Annotated in this window: 17 protein-coding genes and 2 pseudogenes; 8 read left to right on the forward strand and 11 right to left on the reverse strand. The window is 39.3% G+C overall.

The window, feature by feature from the left end:
- Positions 1 to 18 precede the first annotated feature (18 nt).
- Positions 19 to 492, forward strand: a complete 474-nt coding sequence (locus tag JEU79_RS19280) for a hypothetical protein (RefSeq protein ID WP_198265405.1) — start codon at positions 19 to 21, stop codon at positions 490 to 492.
- Here JEU79_RS19280 and JEU79_RS19285 read toward each other — a convergent pair.
- Positions 477 to 719 carry a hypothetical protein gene (locus JEU79_RS19285; RefSeq protein ID WP_198265406.1) on the reverse strand — a complete coding sequence of 81 codons (243 nt, stop codon included), beginning with the start codon at positions 717 to 719 and terminating at the stop codon, positions 477 to 479. The two genes, JEU79_RS19280 and JEU79_RS19285, sit on opposite strands and share 16 nt — an antisense overlap.
- Positions 720 to 908: 189 nt before the next feature.
- On the opposite strand from JEU79_RS19285, the pseudogene JEU79_RS19290 reads away from it, so the two are divergent.
- Positions 909 to 1,163 (forward strand): annotated as a pseudogene (locus JEU79_RS19290) (YtoQ family protein); the annotation flags it as partial.
- A 146-nt stretch (positions 1,164 to 1,309) separates the two neighbouring features.
- On the opposite strand, the gene JEU79_RS19295 reads toward JEU79_RS19290, so the two are convergent.
- Together JEU79_RS19295 and mepK are read right to left on the reverse strand one after the other, a co-directional pair.
- Positions 1,310 to 3,679 (reverse strand): reprolysin-like metallopeptidase, encoded by a 2,370-nt coding sequence (locus JEU79_RS19295; RefSeq protein WP_198265407.1) that lies wholly within the window; start codon positions 3,677 to 3,679, stop codon positions 1,310 to 1,312.
- 262 nt (positions 3,680 to 3,941) lie between these two features.
- Positions 3,942 to 4,499 carry a peptidoglycan L,D-endopeptidase MepK gene (gene mepK / locus JEU79_RS19300; RefSeq protein WP_198265408.1) on the reverse strand — a complete coding sequence of 186 codons (558 nt, stop codon included), beginning with the start codon at positions 4,497 to 4,499 and terminating at the stop codon, positions 3,942 to 3,944.
- Between the two features lie 220 nt (positions 4,500 to 4,719).
- On the opposite strand from mepK, the gene JEU79_RS19305 reads away from it, so the two are divergent.
- The gene (locus tag JEU79_RS19305) at positions 4,720 to 6,306 is read left to right on the forward strand and encodes a L,D-transpeptidase family protein (RefSeq protein ID WP_198265409.1); all 1,587 of its coding nucleotides are present in this window, start codon (positions 4,720 to 4,722) and stop codon (positions 6,304 to 6,306) included.
- A 99-nt stretch (positions 6,307 to 6,405) separates the two neighbouring features.
- Complete coding sequence (locus tag JEU79_RS19310) at positions 6,406 to 6,657, forward strand: glutaredoxin domain-containing protein (RefSeq protein WP_198265410.1); 252 nt, start codon at positions 6,406 to 6,408, stop codon at positions 6,655 to 6,657.
- A gap of 66 nt (positions 6,658 to 6,723) precedes the next feature.
- On the opposite strand, the gene JEU79_RS19315 is transcribed toward JEU79_RS19310, so the two are convergent.
- Positions 6,724 to 7,137, reverse strand: coding sequence for an SEL1-like repeat protein (locus tag JEU79_RS19315; protein WP_214660631.1), 414 nt, complete (start codon positions 7,135 to 7,137; stop codon positions 6,724 to 6,726).
- A gap of 456 nt (positions 7,138 to 7,593) precedes the next feature.
- On the opposite strand from JEU79_RS19315, the gene JEU79_RS19320 reads away from it, so the two are divergent.
- The 4 genes and pseudogenes from JEU79_RS19320 to JEU79_RS28870 form a co-directional block, all read left to right on the forward strand.
- On the forward strand, positions 7,594 to 8,031 hold the full coding sequence (locus tag JEU79_RS19320) for a hypothetical protein (protein WP_198265412.1): 438 nt from the start codon (positions 7,594 to 7,596) through the stop codon (positions 8,029 to 8,031).
- Positions 8,032 to 8,231: 200 nt separating this feature from the next.
- Positions 8,232 to 9,080: a response regulator gene (locus JEU79_RS19325; protein WP_198265413.1), complete on the forward strand. Its 849-nt coding sequence runs from the start codon at positions 8,232 to 8,234 to the stop codon at positions 9,078 to 9,080.
- A gap of 125 nt (positions 9,081 to 9,205) precedes the next feature.
- The gene (locus tag JEU79_RS19330; protein ID WP_198265414.1) at positions 9,206 to 9,724 is read left to right on the forward strand and encodes a DUF3087 family protein; all 519 of its coding nucleotides are present in this window, start codon (positions 9,206 to 9,208) and stop codon (positions 9,722 to 9,724) included.
- 287 nt (positions 9,725 to 10,011) lie between these two features.
- A pseudogene (locus JEU79_RS28870) lies at positions 10,012 to 10,960 on the forward strand (IS3 family transposase); the annotation flags it as partial.
- A 59-nt stretch (positions 10,961 to 11,019) separates the two neighbouring features.
- Here JEU79_RS28870 and JEU79_RS19345 read toward each other — a convergent pair.
- From JEU79_RS19345 to JEU79_RS19375, 7 genes are all read right to left on the reverse strand, one after another.
- Complete coding sequence (locus JEU79_RS19345; RefSeq protein WP_198265415.1) at positions 11,020 to 12,360, reverse strand: hypothetical protein; 1,341 nt, start codon at positions 12,358 to 12,360, stop codon at positions 11,020 to 11,022.
- 262 nt (positions 12,361 to 12,622) lie between these two features.
- Positions 12,623 to 12,871 (reverse strand): hypothetical protein, encoded by a 249-nt coding sequence (locus tag JEU79_RS19350; RefSeq protein WP_198265416.1) that lies wholly within the window; start codon positions 12,869 to 12,871, stop codon positions 12,623 to 12,625.
- Entirely contained in the window at positions 12,868 to 13,143 is a 276-nt protein-coding gene (locus JEU79_RS19355; RefSeq protein WP_246540418.1) for a type II toxin-antitoxin system RelE/ParE family toxin, read from the reverse strand. The genes JEU79_RS19350 and JEU79_RS19355 overlap by 4 nt, the downstream gene beginning before the upstream one ends.
- 17 nt (positions 13,144 to 13,160) lie before the next feature.
- Positions 13,161 to 13,382 (reverse strand): addiction module protein, encoded by a 222-nt coding sequence (locus tag JEU79_RS19360; protein WP_198265418.1) that lies wholly within the window; start codon positions 13,380 to 13,382, stop codon positions 13,161 to 13,163.
- Positions 13,383 to 13,749: 367 nt separating this feature from the next.
- The gene (locus JEU79_RS19365; RefSeq protein WP_198263029.1) at positions 13,750 to 14,613 is read right to left on the reverse strand and encodes an IS3 family transposase; all 864 of its coding nucleotides are present in this window, start codon (positions 14,611 to 14,613) and stop codon (positions 13,750 to 13,752) included.
- A complete protein-coding gene (locus JEU79_RS19370; protein ID WP_198265419.1) occupies positions 14,591 to 14,737 on the reverse strand; it encodes a hypothetical protein in 147 nt (48 codons plus the stop codon). The genes JEU79_RS19365 and JEU79_RS19370 overlap by 23 nt, the downstream gene beginning before the upstream one ends.
- 215 nt (positions 14,738 to 14,952) lie before the next feature.
- A complete protein-coding gene (locus JEU79_RS19375; RefSeq protein ID WP_198265420.1) occupies positions 14,953 to 16,896 on the reverse strand; it encodes a cytochrome b/b6 domain-containing protein in 1,944 nt (647 codons plus the stop codon).
- Positions 16,897 to 16,913 lie beyond the last annotated feature (17 nt).

A 16,913-nucleotide genomic window follows, 5' to 3' on the forward strand; every position in this document is an offset into this window, starting at 1 on the left:
GAACATAATATTCAAACAATGACCCAGGCGGGTCGATGTCGTTGGAAAATAGAAAACGAATGTTTCAACACATTAAAGAACCAAGGCTATCACATTGAGCATAATTATGGTCATGGGAAGAAGCACCTGAGCTTTAATATGTATCTGTTAACCTTGCTGGCTTTTTATTTCCATCAAATTTTTGAATTAACCGATGGGGCTTATCAAGCTTGTCGTAAAAAGTTTGGCTCTAAAAAATTAATGTGGGAAAAGTTCAGAGGGGTTATTACCTTTTTTGTGATGGACTCCTGGGAACATTTAATGGATTTTTTATTGTACAGAGACGATTATGAGGAGATGAGACCTGTAAAAATAAGAAAACAAACCTATTTTAGGGAAAATGCGTCGATTAAACGCAGCATCTCCCGTGCCTGCTATTTAGAAAGAAAGAACAAAAAAAATTTTAAAAAGCATCAGGCAAACAAAAAATGCTGTTTTCAGCTTAATTCATAAGAATAAGTTACTTCACCGAGTTTTGCTGGCTGAACACGCTGGACATTGACAGTGCCACAGAAGTAGTTTTTATTTTGAGGTTTTTGCAGCCATTTTTTTTGACTGGCGGCCTTACTGGCTTGTCGACACTCAGGTGCTGAGCAGAATTTCTGACGACCTTTAGAGCGGGGGTTGGGTTTGAAAAAAGTGTGGCAGTGCAAGCACTTGCAAGTTCCTGAACGTGGCATTGAGTATTTCCTCTACCTGAGATAGTTGAGGAAAAGCAAGAAAAAGTACAGCAAAGAAAAGAACGGAAGAAGACAGAAGAAAATCCAAGTAGAACAAAAGATTTTTTTAAAAATTGGGAAGAAAAAGCAGAAGAAGAAATGACATTTTCAAATGGCCAAGATTAGGACACTTTCAGGAGACCCCTGACAAAAATTAATGCCATAAGAACTCAAACGCTGATCAAAAAATGTGATATTGCGGTTATTCGTTTTGGCGCTAAATATAAACAATGGAATGCTGCCTTTGATGCGGGAAATTGTGCGGCCTTAGGCAAACCTTATATTACCTTGCATGATGAGAATATAGTACACCCACTCAAAGAGGTTGATGGCTCAGCAATGGCATGGGCAACCACAGCAGAACAAGTAGTCGAAATTCTGCAATACATTATTAGCAAAGAGTGATTTAATGCGTGAGCATTATCAAAATTTGTTTATACTTCAGATGTAGGATGTGGTGAGGAACGAACCGCATCAATGGTTTTAAATGTAGATTTTTGATGCGGTTCGTTCCTCACTCTCGCATCCTATTAACGTAAAGACAAATGGGTTTATTTGAGCTGTCCAGTGATAATTAATAACACATTGCTTTTTCGCCGATAATTATAAAAATCAGCCACTACTGTACAGGCTGAATTAATATTGGCAGTTGTAAACGTATTTACAGAAAGTGACCCTCCACAAGTTCCACTCACTCTATTAATGCTATAGCCTTCATTCGGGCTAATAATAAATTGTGCTTTATTATTATAGTCTACTGTTTGACTATTGCTGATAGTGCCGCCGTTATTTGCCGATGCACTAATAAAATAGCTGGTATTAAAGGTTTCAATGCCATCAACCCAGGCGGCATCAAGACCATTATTGAATGCTGCATCTTTACTATAAATCCACTTCAACTCATGACTGCCAGCGCTTAAAGTCATTGATTTTTTCACCCAGTCAACTTCACCGGATAGTGCCTCAATTTCAACATTATCAATATAAAATTTAACAAAATCCGCATTGAATTGTGAAGAAACTTTCCAATAAAAATTGACTACTTTTGGGCCACTTAAACGGGTTTGTATAATACTTTGCTGATTATTTGCCAGTACCCCACTTTGCAAGGCACTTTGACCAATATTAAATTCGCTACTTTGGGTACGCCAGAGCGCATCACCTGACGATGTCCAGCTTAAACCGGGATAATCAATGGCACTTGCTATGCTAATGGTGGAAAAGCTAAAGCTAACAGAACAATCAGCATTTATGCTACTGATAGTATAAATATCATTATTCCAACTGCCGGGGGCGCAAGTGCCTCCAACGCTACTGTCGGTAGTATATGAGCTTTCATTGATAACAGTAAAGCTGGCTGTATTACCAGCATTGACCAATTGATAGGTTGGGGAAATGCCACCGCCTGCACTGCTAGTGGCGGTGACCGTATATTGTGGTATGAAAACTGCCGTGACAGTTAAGTCTGAAGTCATACTGATGGCGCAAGTGTTATTGACGATAGCAGGGCAGTTATTCCATGCTGAAAAAACAAAGCCGGTGGCGGCGATGGCAGTCAACACGACATCGGTGTTTTGGATATACACCTCACTGCAATCAGCACCACAATTAATGCCAATGATATCACTATTAATTGCGCCTGATCCTGTCAGTGTCGTGTTCAAGGTATAATTGATAGTCGCCACATCATTTCTAAAGTTGGACAGTAAGTCTTTGTCAGTATTTAACGAGCGAGCAGCATCATAGTCGATTGTGCCACAGGGTGAGTTATCGCAGTTTGAAATATTGGGATTAGAGAAGAAATAAAGTCCAGGATAAAAATTACCCATGATGGTGCCGAATCGGCCACTAATTCCATAACCATGTGAATAAGGGTGAGAACCCGTCAAGCCACCGGAACTGGCAATATCATGAGAAATACCCATGATATGACCCAATTCATGGGTAAAGGAAATATCATCGCAATAATAATTAGAGCCACCGATGTCATTGCCATCGCCCACTGTCGCATAAGCATAATCAGCATCCAATGAAGAATTTATCCATGCGATGCCACAATTGGTATGGTTGGTATTGCTATAGGGACGTACCAGAATGACAAGATCAGCACCCAATTGATTCCTCAAGGCAAAGATATCGGTGCCGGGAATGGTGTTATTGGTTAGGTCATCCAGAGCATTATTATTATCAATATTATTGTTATAAGTGATCTGTTGTGTGCCCACGAGTCTGATTTGCATTGCAACCTGACTATCAGAATAAGCCTGATTGGCTATTGAGACCAGATGATCAAGCCGGGTAGAAATAGCCCCGGCATTTTCACTGGCAAAGCTGCCATTATATAAAACCAGTACATCAACGATGGTATTGCCATTGATACTAGTCGGCGCTGCGGCGGTTTGCACTGTTTGGCTGCCTTGACTGTTGGTAGCTTGAGCGGTTTGAGGTGCTGGGCTTATAGTGGGCGGTATGATGCTGTCGTTTTCAGTGGCAAACTGAGCGTGTTGAAAATTTTCAAGGTTAAAATCAATCAGCCGCAATTGGCCATTGATGGTTTTTAATTGCAAAATGCCATCGGGAGTGCTGATGCGCCCCATGATGATTTTATTATTTAAGGAAAGGTGTGCCCGATATTGAGTACCCAAGCCTTTCAGATGGCCTATCCAGGTCATTGAATGACCCTTTCTATGTTGCTTATTATTTTTTAGTTCATCAAAAACAATAATATAGCGCTTGCTAGTTAAAGAGGCTATGCTTAATTCATCGCCAGGCTTTAATGCCAGTAATTTTTTACTTAAACTAATCGCTATGCCCTTAGGGATGGATGATTTACCTAAACGATTGTTAAGATTTCTTTGAAAAGAGCTAAATTTAGCACTATTTATAGATTGCTTGGCTGATACCGTAAAGAGTTTATCCATTGAAAATGCAGGAAATGGCAAAACTGTGAGACACACGAATAATATTAGGTATTTTAAATGACTAATAGCGGTCCCATTTGAAGCCCAATGACTTATTCGAAAAATGCAGTGAGATTGATTTAATCGCATAAAATATTTTCTAAAATTTTATAAAGTCTGAATGTAGCATAAATATGATGTAAAATATTTGATGTACTACTACATATTCAAATTCAGTGATTATATAAAAAATATTTTGCTGACTTTATTGTTGCTTAACTGCTTACCAGAAGCGCACTCGACCGGTGTCCAGATGTATAAAGTTGGAGCGAGAATAATAGCCCACGCCACCTAGCTTCATATTAATCGCTAGTTCTTGCAAGTTTTTTGTTCTTGCGCCTGCCAAACGAACATCAATGGCCTTGCCTTGCATGTGCAAACTGCGCTTAGCCACGCCTTTACTTTTATTTCTTAACTGGGCATTGGTTTTGGGGGAGCGATAGCCTGAAATGACTTCAAAATGATTTTCAATACCGGATTTTTGTTGCAATAGGTACAAGAGATCCAACAAGCGAGGATCAATGTCATGTACCTCACCGGTGCGAAAATCACCCAGAAATAGGTTGACCTGTTGTAATGCAAGGGGTAAATGATTAGACCCGTCATGATAAACAATGTCTAAACGCTTACTGGTATGGGTGTGATAAAATGAAAGCGATCGTGCTTGCTGTTTTATCGGTGATGATAAAGCCAAAGTATTGGCTGCATAGGGCAGGCTGAGAGCACCTGCTATACCGGTAAAAAACCGACGTTTTGAATGTTGAACTGATGAACTTTGCATTTGTCTTAATTTCAGCCTGTGATTATACTGTGCATCTCTAAATTTAGACCGATATTGATCGTATTAGTTGCACTTATTGCTTGAATTCAGGCTTCTCTTTTTAGATTATAACTATTTTTAGGATAATAATAAAATAATGACTTCTCAAATTTCATCTCTTCTGCGTATGATTTTCTTGAGCGTGTTTTTACTGTGTTTATATGGTTCAGTACATGCTGCTATGACACCTCTGCAACAGCAATTGCAAACAACTGAAAAAGGTCGCCTAATGATAGGGCAAAGTGACATTGCGGTGCAGGGTATTATTAATAAAATGTACGAATACAATGAATATCAATTATTCTGGAAGCAACCGGCTATGACTGATGTGTTGCTCACCGCTATTCGTCATAGTGAGACTTTAGGCCTAGCACCCAATGATTATCACTTAGATGCTTTAAGCAAACGTTTAGAAATAGGCTTAATGGACAAATTATTAGGTGCATCTGAGCAGGAACAGGCACAATTGGACATCTTATTAACCGATGCGGTTTTGCGTTTAGCTTATCATTTGAACTTCGGCAAAGTTGTTCCTGATACACTGGATCCGGATTGGAATCTAAGACGGGAATTTTTTACCCATGATCCCGTGGCAAAAATGGTTTATACGCTTCGTTCGGCAGAAAAATTGGATAAATTTCTTGAAACGAGTATTAATACAGGTTTAGTTCATAACAACTTAGTGGCCGCTTTAGCTAAGTATAAAAAAATACAAGCGCAAGGCGGTTGGCAAACTATCGCATCGGGTAAGACATTAAAACCAGGTATGAGTGACGAACGAGTACCCGCTATCAAAGCGCGTTTGCAAGCCAGTGGCGATTTAGAAAAGGCTCCCATTCCGGTTGATGATTTTAGTTATGATTCAACAACAGAGGAAGCTGTCAAAAGAATCCAGTATCGACATAATTTGGACGTTGATGGGGTGATTGGCAAGGGCACTTTGCAACAATTGAATGTGACAGTAGCACAGCGTATCGATAGTCTTCGTGTCAATCTTGAACGCTGGCGTTGGATTGCTAAAAATCTGGATGATGAATTTGTGTTGGTTAATATTGCCGGATTCAAAGTCTATTATGTTAAAAATAATAAACTGGTATGGGAGTCTAAGGCTCAGGTCGGCACGGATTATCGAAAAACACCGGTCTTTAGAGATGAAATTTCCTATTTGGTGTTTAATCCTACCTGGACTGTGCCACCGACTATTTTACGCAAGGACATCTTACCTAAACTGAGAAAAAATCCAGCCTATTTAAAAAATAAAAATATGAATGTGGTTGATGCGAAGGGCAAGATTATTGATGCCTCAGGCATTGACTGGTCCAACATGACGGCTGGAAACTTCCCCTATATGATCCGTCAGGAACCAGGACCGAATAATGCGCTGGGCAGAGTAAAAATAATGTTTCCGAATAAGCATTTAGTTTACTTGCATGATACGCCCAGCAAAAGTAAATTTAATCGTACTCAACGGGCTTTTAGTTCCGGCTGTATCCGTATCGAAAATCCTTTTGAACTGGTGGAAATGCTGCTAAAAGATAGCCAAAACTGGAATCAAAGTCGCTTTGATACAATTTTAGCCGGTGGCAAATTACAAAACGTCACATTGCCGGTAAAAATACCGGTGTTATTGCTCTATTTTACCGTTGAAGTGGATACGGAAGGCCGTGTTATCTTTTATAAAGATATTTATAAACGAGATGATAAAGTCATTAAGGCATTAGATGCGCCATTTCATTTTGTTTTACCCGAAATGAATAATGCGAGTTAAACAGAGAGGGTTTGTCTGACTAAAAACTGATTTGTTGATGCTCGAAAGCTTCAGGTCGTTTATAATAGCGCATTAATTGTTTAGAAAAATAGGTATTTTATGAGTGAAGTAAAAATTTATAGCACCGGTACTTGTCCCATGTGTACCCGCGCAAAGGGATTGTTTGATAAGTGGAACATTGAGTTTCAAGAGGTGCGTGTTGATCAAGATCGTGCGGGTTTGATGGAAATGAGTAAAGTGACCAATGGTGCGCGGACAGTGCCTCAGATCACCATTAATGGAAAATGGATCGGTAGTCTGACGGAGTTGACAGAGTTACACATGGATGGCGAACTCGATCATTTGATGTAAAACGCTCAATTTAAAGACGCTGTACTTCCCAAAAAAGTCTCATGAGTATGGGGTTTCTTAGAGCGTTTATTTTCTCTGAGAGACAGGTGGTATTTGTTGTGGCGGTGCTTTATCCAATTGTTGTTTAAGACGCTGTTGCTCGGCAGCTGTAACGGCCTTTAGGTATTCAGCGCGGGTCATCATTGATGATGCTGCATCACGGAAGCGTTCGGATTCACGCTCTCCTGTTAAATAGCCCATGTGAAACCAGATATAGGCTTGATGATAATCTTTGGGCGTTCCAAGGCCATAAAGATACATACTGCCCAGCTTGCCATAAGCGCGTGCATCTCGTTTATGTGCGGCAATTGTAAATTCTTTAAAGGCCGTTTGTCGATCACCCTGCTGATTGGCTTCTTCGGCGGTCACATAATGAGAAGTGAGATTGATTTGCGGGCCGGTTGCAAACAAATTGCTGCTGAGCATTGATAATAATGTCAAACTTCCAATCAAGGTGAGCTTTAAAAATAGTTGTTGCAAAATATTCTACCCATTTTTATTTAGACTTTTTTAATGAAACATTAGTGTAGCTAAGTTTGATCAGACTGGCAATCACTCATAGGAAATAGTCTTGATACAAATCAGAGTGTTGCGCCATGGTTAAGTTTTCTAAATTTGACGGTTTCACTCAGGTATTGGTAGTGAATTACTATGTTAATATGTTCTTATAAATATTAGGGTTATTATTGCTTGACATTGTTTATCAATCTATCTAATACTTAAGTAACAGCCGATATAATTTACATTTAGGGCTATATAAAACTTTTAAATTATTTATCGATTAAATATTATGAATCCTGAATAAGGACTCACGTTAAACACATAAATTTTAAATAGAATACCAATAAACAAAGTAACCATCATATGGACGTACCGGTTATTAAGGAGGATACAAAGATGATATCTTTTAAGGAACTCAATGAGCAAAATCATAAGATTGTAGAACGCAGTAAAATTATTTTATATATGATTCAAGATCGGACAATCTGTGATAGTGATGTAACCTGTGATTTATTTTTTGATTTGACTGATAGAATTAAAAAACACATGGATATTGAAGAGCGAGAGCTCTATAAAAATATGTTGACACATAGTGATCATGGTATTAAACAAACGGCGGAAAATTTCTTGTCGGGCTCGGCAGAAATTAAACGTGTGCTGAAGCAATATATGAAACGCTGGTGTCATAGTCATCATTTACGTATTAAAGATCATGATCAGTTTGTTAGCGAAACTGAAGAAATATTTGAGATGATTCAAGTGCGTATTATTAATGAGACTGAGAAATTTTATCCTGCGGTACGTTCAGTTTATGGCGAAAAAATGGTCGCTTAATAGTCAAGCATAAATGCCTCCATAGTTTTTTTGCAAACTATAGGGGCATGTCTTAACTCTTTTTTTCATATCGCACTGCAAAAAACACCCTATTTTTATCCTCAATTTTCTGGAATTCCCACCAATCTCTGTCTAAACTGTTAGAAGCTGTTTGTTATTAAAAAACGACTATTGGCTTTGGGATCCTTAGAAAAATAATTATGCAAAAAATAAAAATACTGATTGTTGATGATGCTTCTTTTATGCGCGACATTGTGCGCAAAGGCGTACGTAGCCAATATCCGGGCTTTGCAACCAAAGAGGCTGCTGATGGTAGTCAGGCAAAAAACATTTTGAGTCAGGAAGACTTTGATTTAATTCTCTGTGATTGGGAAATGCCTAAAATGACCGGCGAAGAGTTATTAGCCTGGTTACGCACCGAGGGGCCAAAACCAGAAACGCCTTTTATCATGATCACCAGTCGGGGTGATAAGGATCACGTCGTTAAAGCATTGTCCCTAAAGGCAAATAACTATGTAGTAAAACCCTTTACCAATGAAAAATTAAGCGAAGTGATCACCAAGCAATTATGTCAATCATTGGGTTTGAAACCTGATAAACTGCGTCAACTTGGCGCCTCATCCGCTACAGGTGTGGCACCGGGTAATAATGATGCCATGAGCTTGCTTACGGGGGGAACTAAGACGGTAAAAGCAGCTGATTCAGAGGAAGACAAGGTATTAAGTGCCAAGCCAAAAGAACAGAGCATTGCTCAAATCCGCTGGAAAGATTTAAAAACCAAGTGTTTGATTAAAGAAATCAATATGAACTCGGTGACTGCAGTGATTCGTGGCGATAATAATATTCCCTCAATCATGGAATTAGTGGTCTTTGATTTGGTCACGAATGGTGGCAAGGATATTTCTCGAATCAACGGCTATACCTACCAATTACAGGCACGCGAAACCAATGCTGAGTCTGAGTTCGTGAATATTACCCTACGTTTTATTGATGGTAATGATCCCGATAAGCAAGCGCATCTAGAGCGCTATATAAGCTCACTTAAATAAACTCATTTAAAAATGCTCACTTAAAAACGCTCACTTAAAAACGTATGAAGGGCAATAAAGTCTCACTCCGATAGAAAAGTCATCTATAATAATCGCTTTTTCATTTTGCCAAGCTTGGAAATAACATGTTTAAAATTGAAGAGATTGACCCGGTTCACTATCGAAAGCAGACACGTAAATCAACCCTGATCATTATGGGAATTTTTATTGTCATTGGTTTTACCACCGCTAGGTATACGGTCGTCTACTTTGGTGAATATTCAGATAGTCATATAGTTCTCAATTTTCTGGGTGCATTTGTTGGTTTACTGATCACATTCGGGATAGTAAATACTTTCTTTAAAGATGCCAACTGGATGAAAGAAGCCATGTATGCATGGCGTTTGAAACGCCACATCATGTCTATTTATAATGCGATGAAGCCCCTTCAGGAAGCGGCTGATCAAGGCGACATTGAAGCCATCAAAATCCTTCGTTTTTATCATCTGGGAACAGAACAGATGTATCAATTGGACAATAATAGTCACGGGTTGATGGAATTGAAAAGTCAAATGCAAGCACTCGAAGCCAAAATGAAAGAGATGGATATAGAGGCGAATCAAACTGAATTTAATATGGAATCAGTGGCTGCTTACCGCAACTAAAACTGGGGTTTAAGGGCAGAAGCTCTATCTGTAAAGGGTTGTGGATGGCTCTTAAAACCCGCACCACCAAGCATTATGGCCGATAATGCGTCAGAGCAAGTTGCCATCATTGTACATTGATTTCATATCAACAACTCTGATCCCCTTGATTTGCAACTTAGTTTTGATGTTTATTTTATGGTTGTCTCTAAAGACTTATGAACTTTGTAAGCCATAATTACAGGGGGAGGATCATATTTATGTTGCCATTTATCAACATTGGGTAATGATAAATAGAGGGTTAATGTGAACGTCTGAAAAAAGAATTGGCAAAAGTGATTCAGGAGCGTGATTTATTAAAAAGGCCACAGCGTACTTTGCAAGGGAAACTTTGTGAAGTACGCATGGATAACTGATCAGGCTAAAGATTACCCGGTAACGATTCTGTGCCGTTTTATGGATGTTTCCCGTAGTTGCTATTATGATTGGGTTAGCTCTCCTAAAACGGATAGAGAGAAAGAAAATGAAGCGCTTACTGAGCAGCTAAAAAACTGTTTGAAGACAGTCGCAAGACTTATGGAACCCGTCGTCTTAAAAGAAAACTGGCTGAAAAAGGCGTTCATATAAGCCGCCGGAGAATTGGTCGATTAATGAAAAAAAGCCGGTTTGTTTTGTAAAACGAAGAGACGCTTTAAAGCGACGACTAATTCCAAGCATAATAAGCGTATATCTCCAAATTTACTGGAAAGAGAGTTTACTGTCTCTCAACCTGATCGCTACTATGTGGGTGATATTACCTATATTGCCACCAAGGAAGGCTGGTTATATTTAGCGGTTGTCATTGACTTATTCTCTAGGCAAATTGTTGGCTGGTCGATGGATGAGCGAATGAAAGCCAAGCTAGTCAATGATGCTTTACTGATGGCCATATGGAAGCGTAAACCAATGGATGGATTGCTTTGGCATACTGACCGAGGTAGCCAATATGCCTCTGATAGTCATAGAAAAATATTGTCGGATCATAACATAATTCAGTCTATGAGCCGCAAAGGAAATTGCTGGGACAATGCTGTATCAGAGAGCTTCTTTCATAGTTTGAAAACTGAATTGACGCACCATTGTCGATTCAAAACCAGAGTAGAAGCAAAGCAGGCAATATTTGAATATATTGAGGTATTTTATAATCGGGAGCGACTTCATTCGGCTAATGATTATTTGTCACCAGTCGATTATGAAATACAGCAGGAAATAGCTTAAATCGATTGATTGAAGAGGGGTAAAAGGCGACATAAATGCCGCCCATTACCGTTGACACATCAGGTTCCACTTGATTCATCATAAGTGCCACCAGCGATTCGAGGGCGCATTGTTTTTCCTTTCGGGTCGTCTATGGTGTTAAAAGGTGTGTTAAATCTCCCACGTGCATACGGCTTGACTTCATAAGGTTGCTTAACACCTTGTTTTACTGCAATCATATCGGCCATATCAAAGAGCCAATAATAGTGTTCAGTATCGGCACGTTTAAATTGACAGGGGCCTTGGCAAATATGACCATTGTCTTGCATTATTTTATATCCACCACCACTTAGGCGCATGCTAAATTGCCCGAAAACTGCATAAGTACGTGTGCCGGGGATAATCAATCCATAGTTTGCACTGGCACTATCAGTCCAAATATCATTATTACCGACGTTTTTAGGATCATAAGCATCAAGAAACTCTTTGCCAAAAATAGTGGGAAACCAGACATCCGTTTGATAATTAAACTGAATAACACCACTGTACTTTGAAAAGGGTAGCCAACCAGAAGGTGTATCGGCCATAATATGTGCTAGACTAAAATCTAATATCGCCGTTGAAGGTATTTGTCCACTGCTTGCTTGTTTGCCAATAATATCCGATGAGTTAAAAATCCAGGCGCTGGGTCCCATGGAAGAGCGGGCATTGATTGATACCTGATCGGCACTGGATGCGCCACTGATATAGTCACCCCCGAGGATAGCTTGATATTCAGGAGGAATAGGTGAAACCCATAGTATTTCATGTGCCTTGCCCGAGAATTCAAAAAAACCATCGATATTTGAGGTTGATAAGTTGTTAGCATCTCTTGCGACTAAAGACGTGTGGGTATTGTTTGCACCACCGTCAAAATAGTCATAGACCTGGATTAATAATTCACCATTAATGTATTCCATACCACCGACACGATTAATATTTTGCGTGTTACCTGTGTCAGATTCAGATAAAACCTTTCTAAATTCTTGTCTATAAGCACCTATATTTAAATCAGTTATTTGATCGCTGATAACCAAAGGGGGAATCTCAAACTCTGCTATTGAACCGTGTAAATTAAAACCACTGAGAAATAGTGAATTATGATCAGAGTTAAAGGCAAGTCGGCCATGGCTATAGCTTGGTTTAGATTCTCCCTTAGTGCCTGATTTTATTCTGAATGCGCCCTGATATGTAAAATCTGAAATGTTAATCAAAGGTAGTGCTAATATGTTTGCAGGGACATCAGTCGAATTATTGGTATTTTTTTGAGTATTTAAATTAGTTACCATACTAATAATAGATAATGAGGAAGATTTTACTTGAGTTGCAAAGCTAATATTGGTTAATAATAGACAGACAAATATAAATGTTGAGTTTTTCATTATTACTAAACTCCAAGTCGTAGTAGGGCATAAGGGTTATGTCTAAAATAGACTAATAGACTTAGCTCTTACTCGATAATAGTCATTTCATTATGGGTAAGGGGATACTTATTTCATCTCAGATATTAACTGAAAGGTAATTTAATTATATTTCTAATGATTGTTCAAGATATTTTTCCGAATTTTCCCAGTCACATATAACGCCTGAAGCTCTACCAAAATTAAAAGAGTATAATGCTTTTTTTGTATCGGGTAAGCTTCCCTATTCAACGTTCGCTAAAGCTCTGCCATATGCAATTTTAGCTTCGTTCCATTTGCTTTGATTAGCTAAGTTCATACCGTCATTGTAATACCTATCAGCTATCATTACATTTAATGGGTTAGTACATGATGCTATTAAAAACAGTAATATAATGATTGATGTATTTTGTAACATATTTTTTACTCTAACGCCAAAATCATGGGTGCGTCTTTTTGCATCCCATGCATTTTTTTTGGTTATGCTTTTCATTCTCTGTTTGACCAGTAATCTGGTATTCTGTGTAAATGAGAAACTGCAACAATTAAAATTTCTTCCTGAGCTTCCATATACTGATAAATAATGCCATATGGGAACTTCTGAACTAAACACCTGCGAGAATACTTACCTATCTCTTCGTATGAAAAAGGAAAATTGGTAATTCTACTTTTAGAAAGTTCAACCTCAGTTATAAATCGGAATCCTAAGCCGCTTTGGACTGATTCATAATATTCAAAAGCATCATCTAGCTCTGCTTCTGCCACTTTAAGAAAAGTTACCTTCACGTTTTACGGTACTTAGCAAAGACCTTCTCTGCTGAAACAGCTTCAATTTCACCTTTTTTATACGCTTCAACACGTGAATCTGCCTCTTTTGCCCACAGAGCATCAATTGTTGAGTCTGGTCTATCAAGACTAAAAAGTAGTTTCTCTGCAACATCTGCACGCTCTGATGCACTCAGCTCAAGAGCTTGGTCTAAAATCATATTTACTGAATTTGTCATAGTATAAATCCTCTGTCAGAATTTTAGCATATTTCAAACTTTCTTGAGCATAACATCTTAGCATTTATACGTTGTGCGCAGCATTACGTATAAATGTCTGTTGGACGTCAGTGGCCTTAACTGATGAGGTTTTGGCTTTAAGGTTTATAGGTGGGTGATGAGATGGACGCCTGATGTGTCAACACTTTTCCGGACAGTTTTCTAAATATTTTTTTGGCTGTTTCAAGTGATTTTTGTCATTTTGTATTTCCTATCATTTTAGTTTCTCATGTTAACTTTAAACAGATGAAGAGAAAGGGCTTTTGCCCTCCGTCAACGGTAATGGGCGGCATTTATGTCGCCTTTTACCCCTCTTCAATCAATCGATTTAAGCTATTTCCTGCTGTATTTCATAATCGACTGGTGACAAATAATCATTAGCCGAATGAAGTCGCTCCCGATTATAAAATACCTCAATATATTCAAATATTGCCTGCTTTGCTTCTACTCTGGTTTTGAATCGACAATGGTGCGTCAATTCAGTTTTCAAACTATGAAAGAAGCTCTCTGATACAGCATTGTCCCAGCAATTTCCTTTGCGGCTCATAGACTGAATTATGTTATGATCCGACAATATTTTTCTATGACTATCAGAGGCATATTGGCTACCTCGGTCAGTATGCCAAAGCAATCCATCCATTGGTTTACGCTTCCATATGGCCATCAGTAAAGCATCATTGACTAGCTTGGCTTTCATTCGCTCATCCATCGACCAGCCAACAATTTGCCTAGAGAATAAGTCAATGACAACCGCTAAATATAACCAGCCTTCCTTGGTGGCAATATAGGTAATATCACCCACATAGTAGCGATCAGGTTGAGAGACAGTAAACTCTCTTTCCAGTAAATTTGGAGATATACGCTTATTATGCTTGGAATTAGTCGTCGCTTTAAAGCGTCTCTTCGTTTTACAAAACAAACCGGCTTTTTTCATTAATCGACCAATTCTCCGGCGGCTTATATGAACGCCTTTTTCAGCCAGTTTTCTTTTTAAGACGACGGGTTCCATAAGTCTTGCGACTGTCTTCAAACAGTTTTTTAGCTGCTCAGTAAGCGCTTCATTTTCTTTCTCTCTATCCGTTTTAGGAGAGCTAACCCAATCATAATAGCAACTACGGGAAACATCCATAAAACGGCACAGAATCGTTACCGGGTAATCTTTAGCCTGATCAGTTATCCATGCGTACTTCACAAAGTTTCCCTTGCAAAGTACGCTGTGGCCTTTTTAATAAATCACGCTCCTGAATCACTTTTGCCAATTCTTTTTTCAGATCTTTTAGTTGTTTTAAGTTGTGTGTCCGGTTAAGTATAGCCACATTAGCAGAACTGTTGATTATGGTTCATGGGCAAAGTTCAGAAAGCAATTCCTAAGTATCCTAAACACGTAGGGTGGGCACAAAAAGCGTGCCCACCCTACCAAGACTACGATCGTAGGGTGCTGCTGAGGGACGAAGCGCACCATCTTCAGAAGTCCGCTTCAGCTATGCCTAGCATAAAGCCATTCCCAGCATAAAGGTTTAAACAATCCATGTTAAAACAATCCATGTTGAAAGAATCCATTAACCACAAGCACCAATAGAATCAAACCAGTACCAAGCAGTGTAAAGCCAAGAATATGAGAAACAATATTCCAGGTCTTTGAAGGCCCTTTGACGATGTATTTTTCTAATTCGCCGGTGGCAACAAGACGCTCATACTCTTCAGGACGCTCTTCTTTGAGTTCTTCTAAATCCCAAGTGCCGGTGAACATCACTGTATCCAATGGAAACTTAGCCGGTCTGAAGTGGTTATTGAAAAAATGCACCACAAATAATGTTAATACCGCTAAAAATGCTTCTAAACCGTGAGCAATAGTGGCCAGGTTAAACATCCAACCGGGAATGTAAGGGCCGATATCTTCATAGAACCAGAGCATAATGCCGGATGTACCGATAACAAAAGCACCCCAATAAACAGCCCAATAATCAAATTTTTCCCAATAGGTCCAGCGATCAAAGCGAGGTTGCTTGCCCTTGCCAAAGTACCAGCGGAACTGACCCTTCATGTCTTCCCAGTCTTTCTTTCTTGGTAGTAATGAATCTGGGCCGAACCATTCAAAATCTTTATTTTTAAAGATATTGAATAGCACGACAGCCCCGTGACCAAAAATGGCTAATAAGAAAATCATGCCAGCCCAATGGTGTAAGACATTCAATGTTTCAGAGCCACCTAATGCAGGCACTAAATACATTGCCCAGGTGGTATTGGGATACATAACGACCATGCCGGTTAAGACCAGAAACATTAATGATAGCGCCAACATCCAGTGATTAACACGCCAATACCAGGGGAAACGCTGGAAATAAATACCACTATGCTTTTTCTCAGGCTTAATGCGAATAGGATAACTGCGTGATTCACTATGCTGATAAATAACCGGGCGTTCTTTCTTCTCACGCCAGAACCACAGCACTGAATGCAGGTAGAAAAAGATAAGCACAGCAATAACCAATGCGCCCATACCCTTGCCTAAAATCCAAAGCTCGGGGTATTTCTCCCAATTGCGTGTCGTACCATGAGGGTGGTACTTAACAAAGTTTTCATTGGCACTTTCATGACATTGCTGACAAGTTTCAACCAAGTTTTTTTGGTTAATGGGAGATGTTTCACTATTTGCATGAGCAATGGTATGGCTATCATGACAATCCACACATTTAGGGGCATCGTTGCCACCATGCCATGCTAGTTGTCCATGTGGACTGGACATATAACCATCAAGCTCAGATTGATGACACTCACCACAGCCCTCAGTAATAATTCGATGTGCAGGTAATTTTTTTATGTCACTGATTTGATGTGATGAATGGCAATCAGAACACGTCGCAGAGTCGCCTTTCCAAGGTGTTTTTAATGCGGCACCATGCATCGATTGACGATATTCCTTGAGCGCTTCTTCATGACAACTGCCACAAATTTCAGGTGAATTTAAACGATAAGTACTGGCACGTTTGTTTTCGGAAGGAAAAACATAATGTGCGGTATGGCAGGTTGAACATTTAGCATTGTTTTTTATGCCTTGATCGCCATGTGCAGAGACTTTGTATTCTTCGGTATAAGTCACTACTCGTTTAGGCGGTGGTCCACCGAAAAAAGAGTTGCGCTTTTTGCTGGCTACCGTATCATTTTCGGTTAATTTTTCATGGCATGAAACGCAATCAACTGTACTCAGTCCGCGCTTACGATGAGGCACTTTTTCAATGTCATTGTGGCAATCAGTACACTGATTACTGCCATGAACACTGTCTTTGAACGTTGCGGTATCAACAAATAATTTTTGTTTTCCAGGCTGGCCATGCTTGTTTGGCACACTGAAACCACGTTCACCATGACATTCGGTACAGTCTTCATCAGGAAATGATTTAGCCTGGAGTGAATTGAGACTGGCAAGAAGAATGACAGCAGAAAATAACACAGAAAAAGTTTTCAATATTTGCATAAAAGATTCTTTGAGAA

The sequence above is a fragment of the sulfur-oxidizing endosymbiont of Gigantopelta aegis genome (assembly GCF_016097415.1).
GTDB lineage: Bacteria > Pseudomonadota > Gammaproteobacteria > GRL18 > GRL18 > GRL18.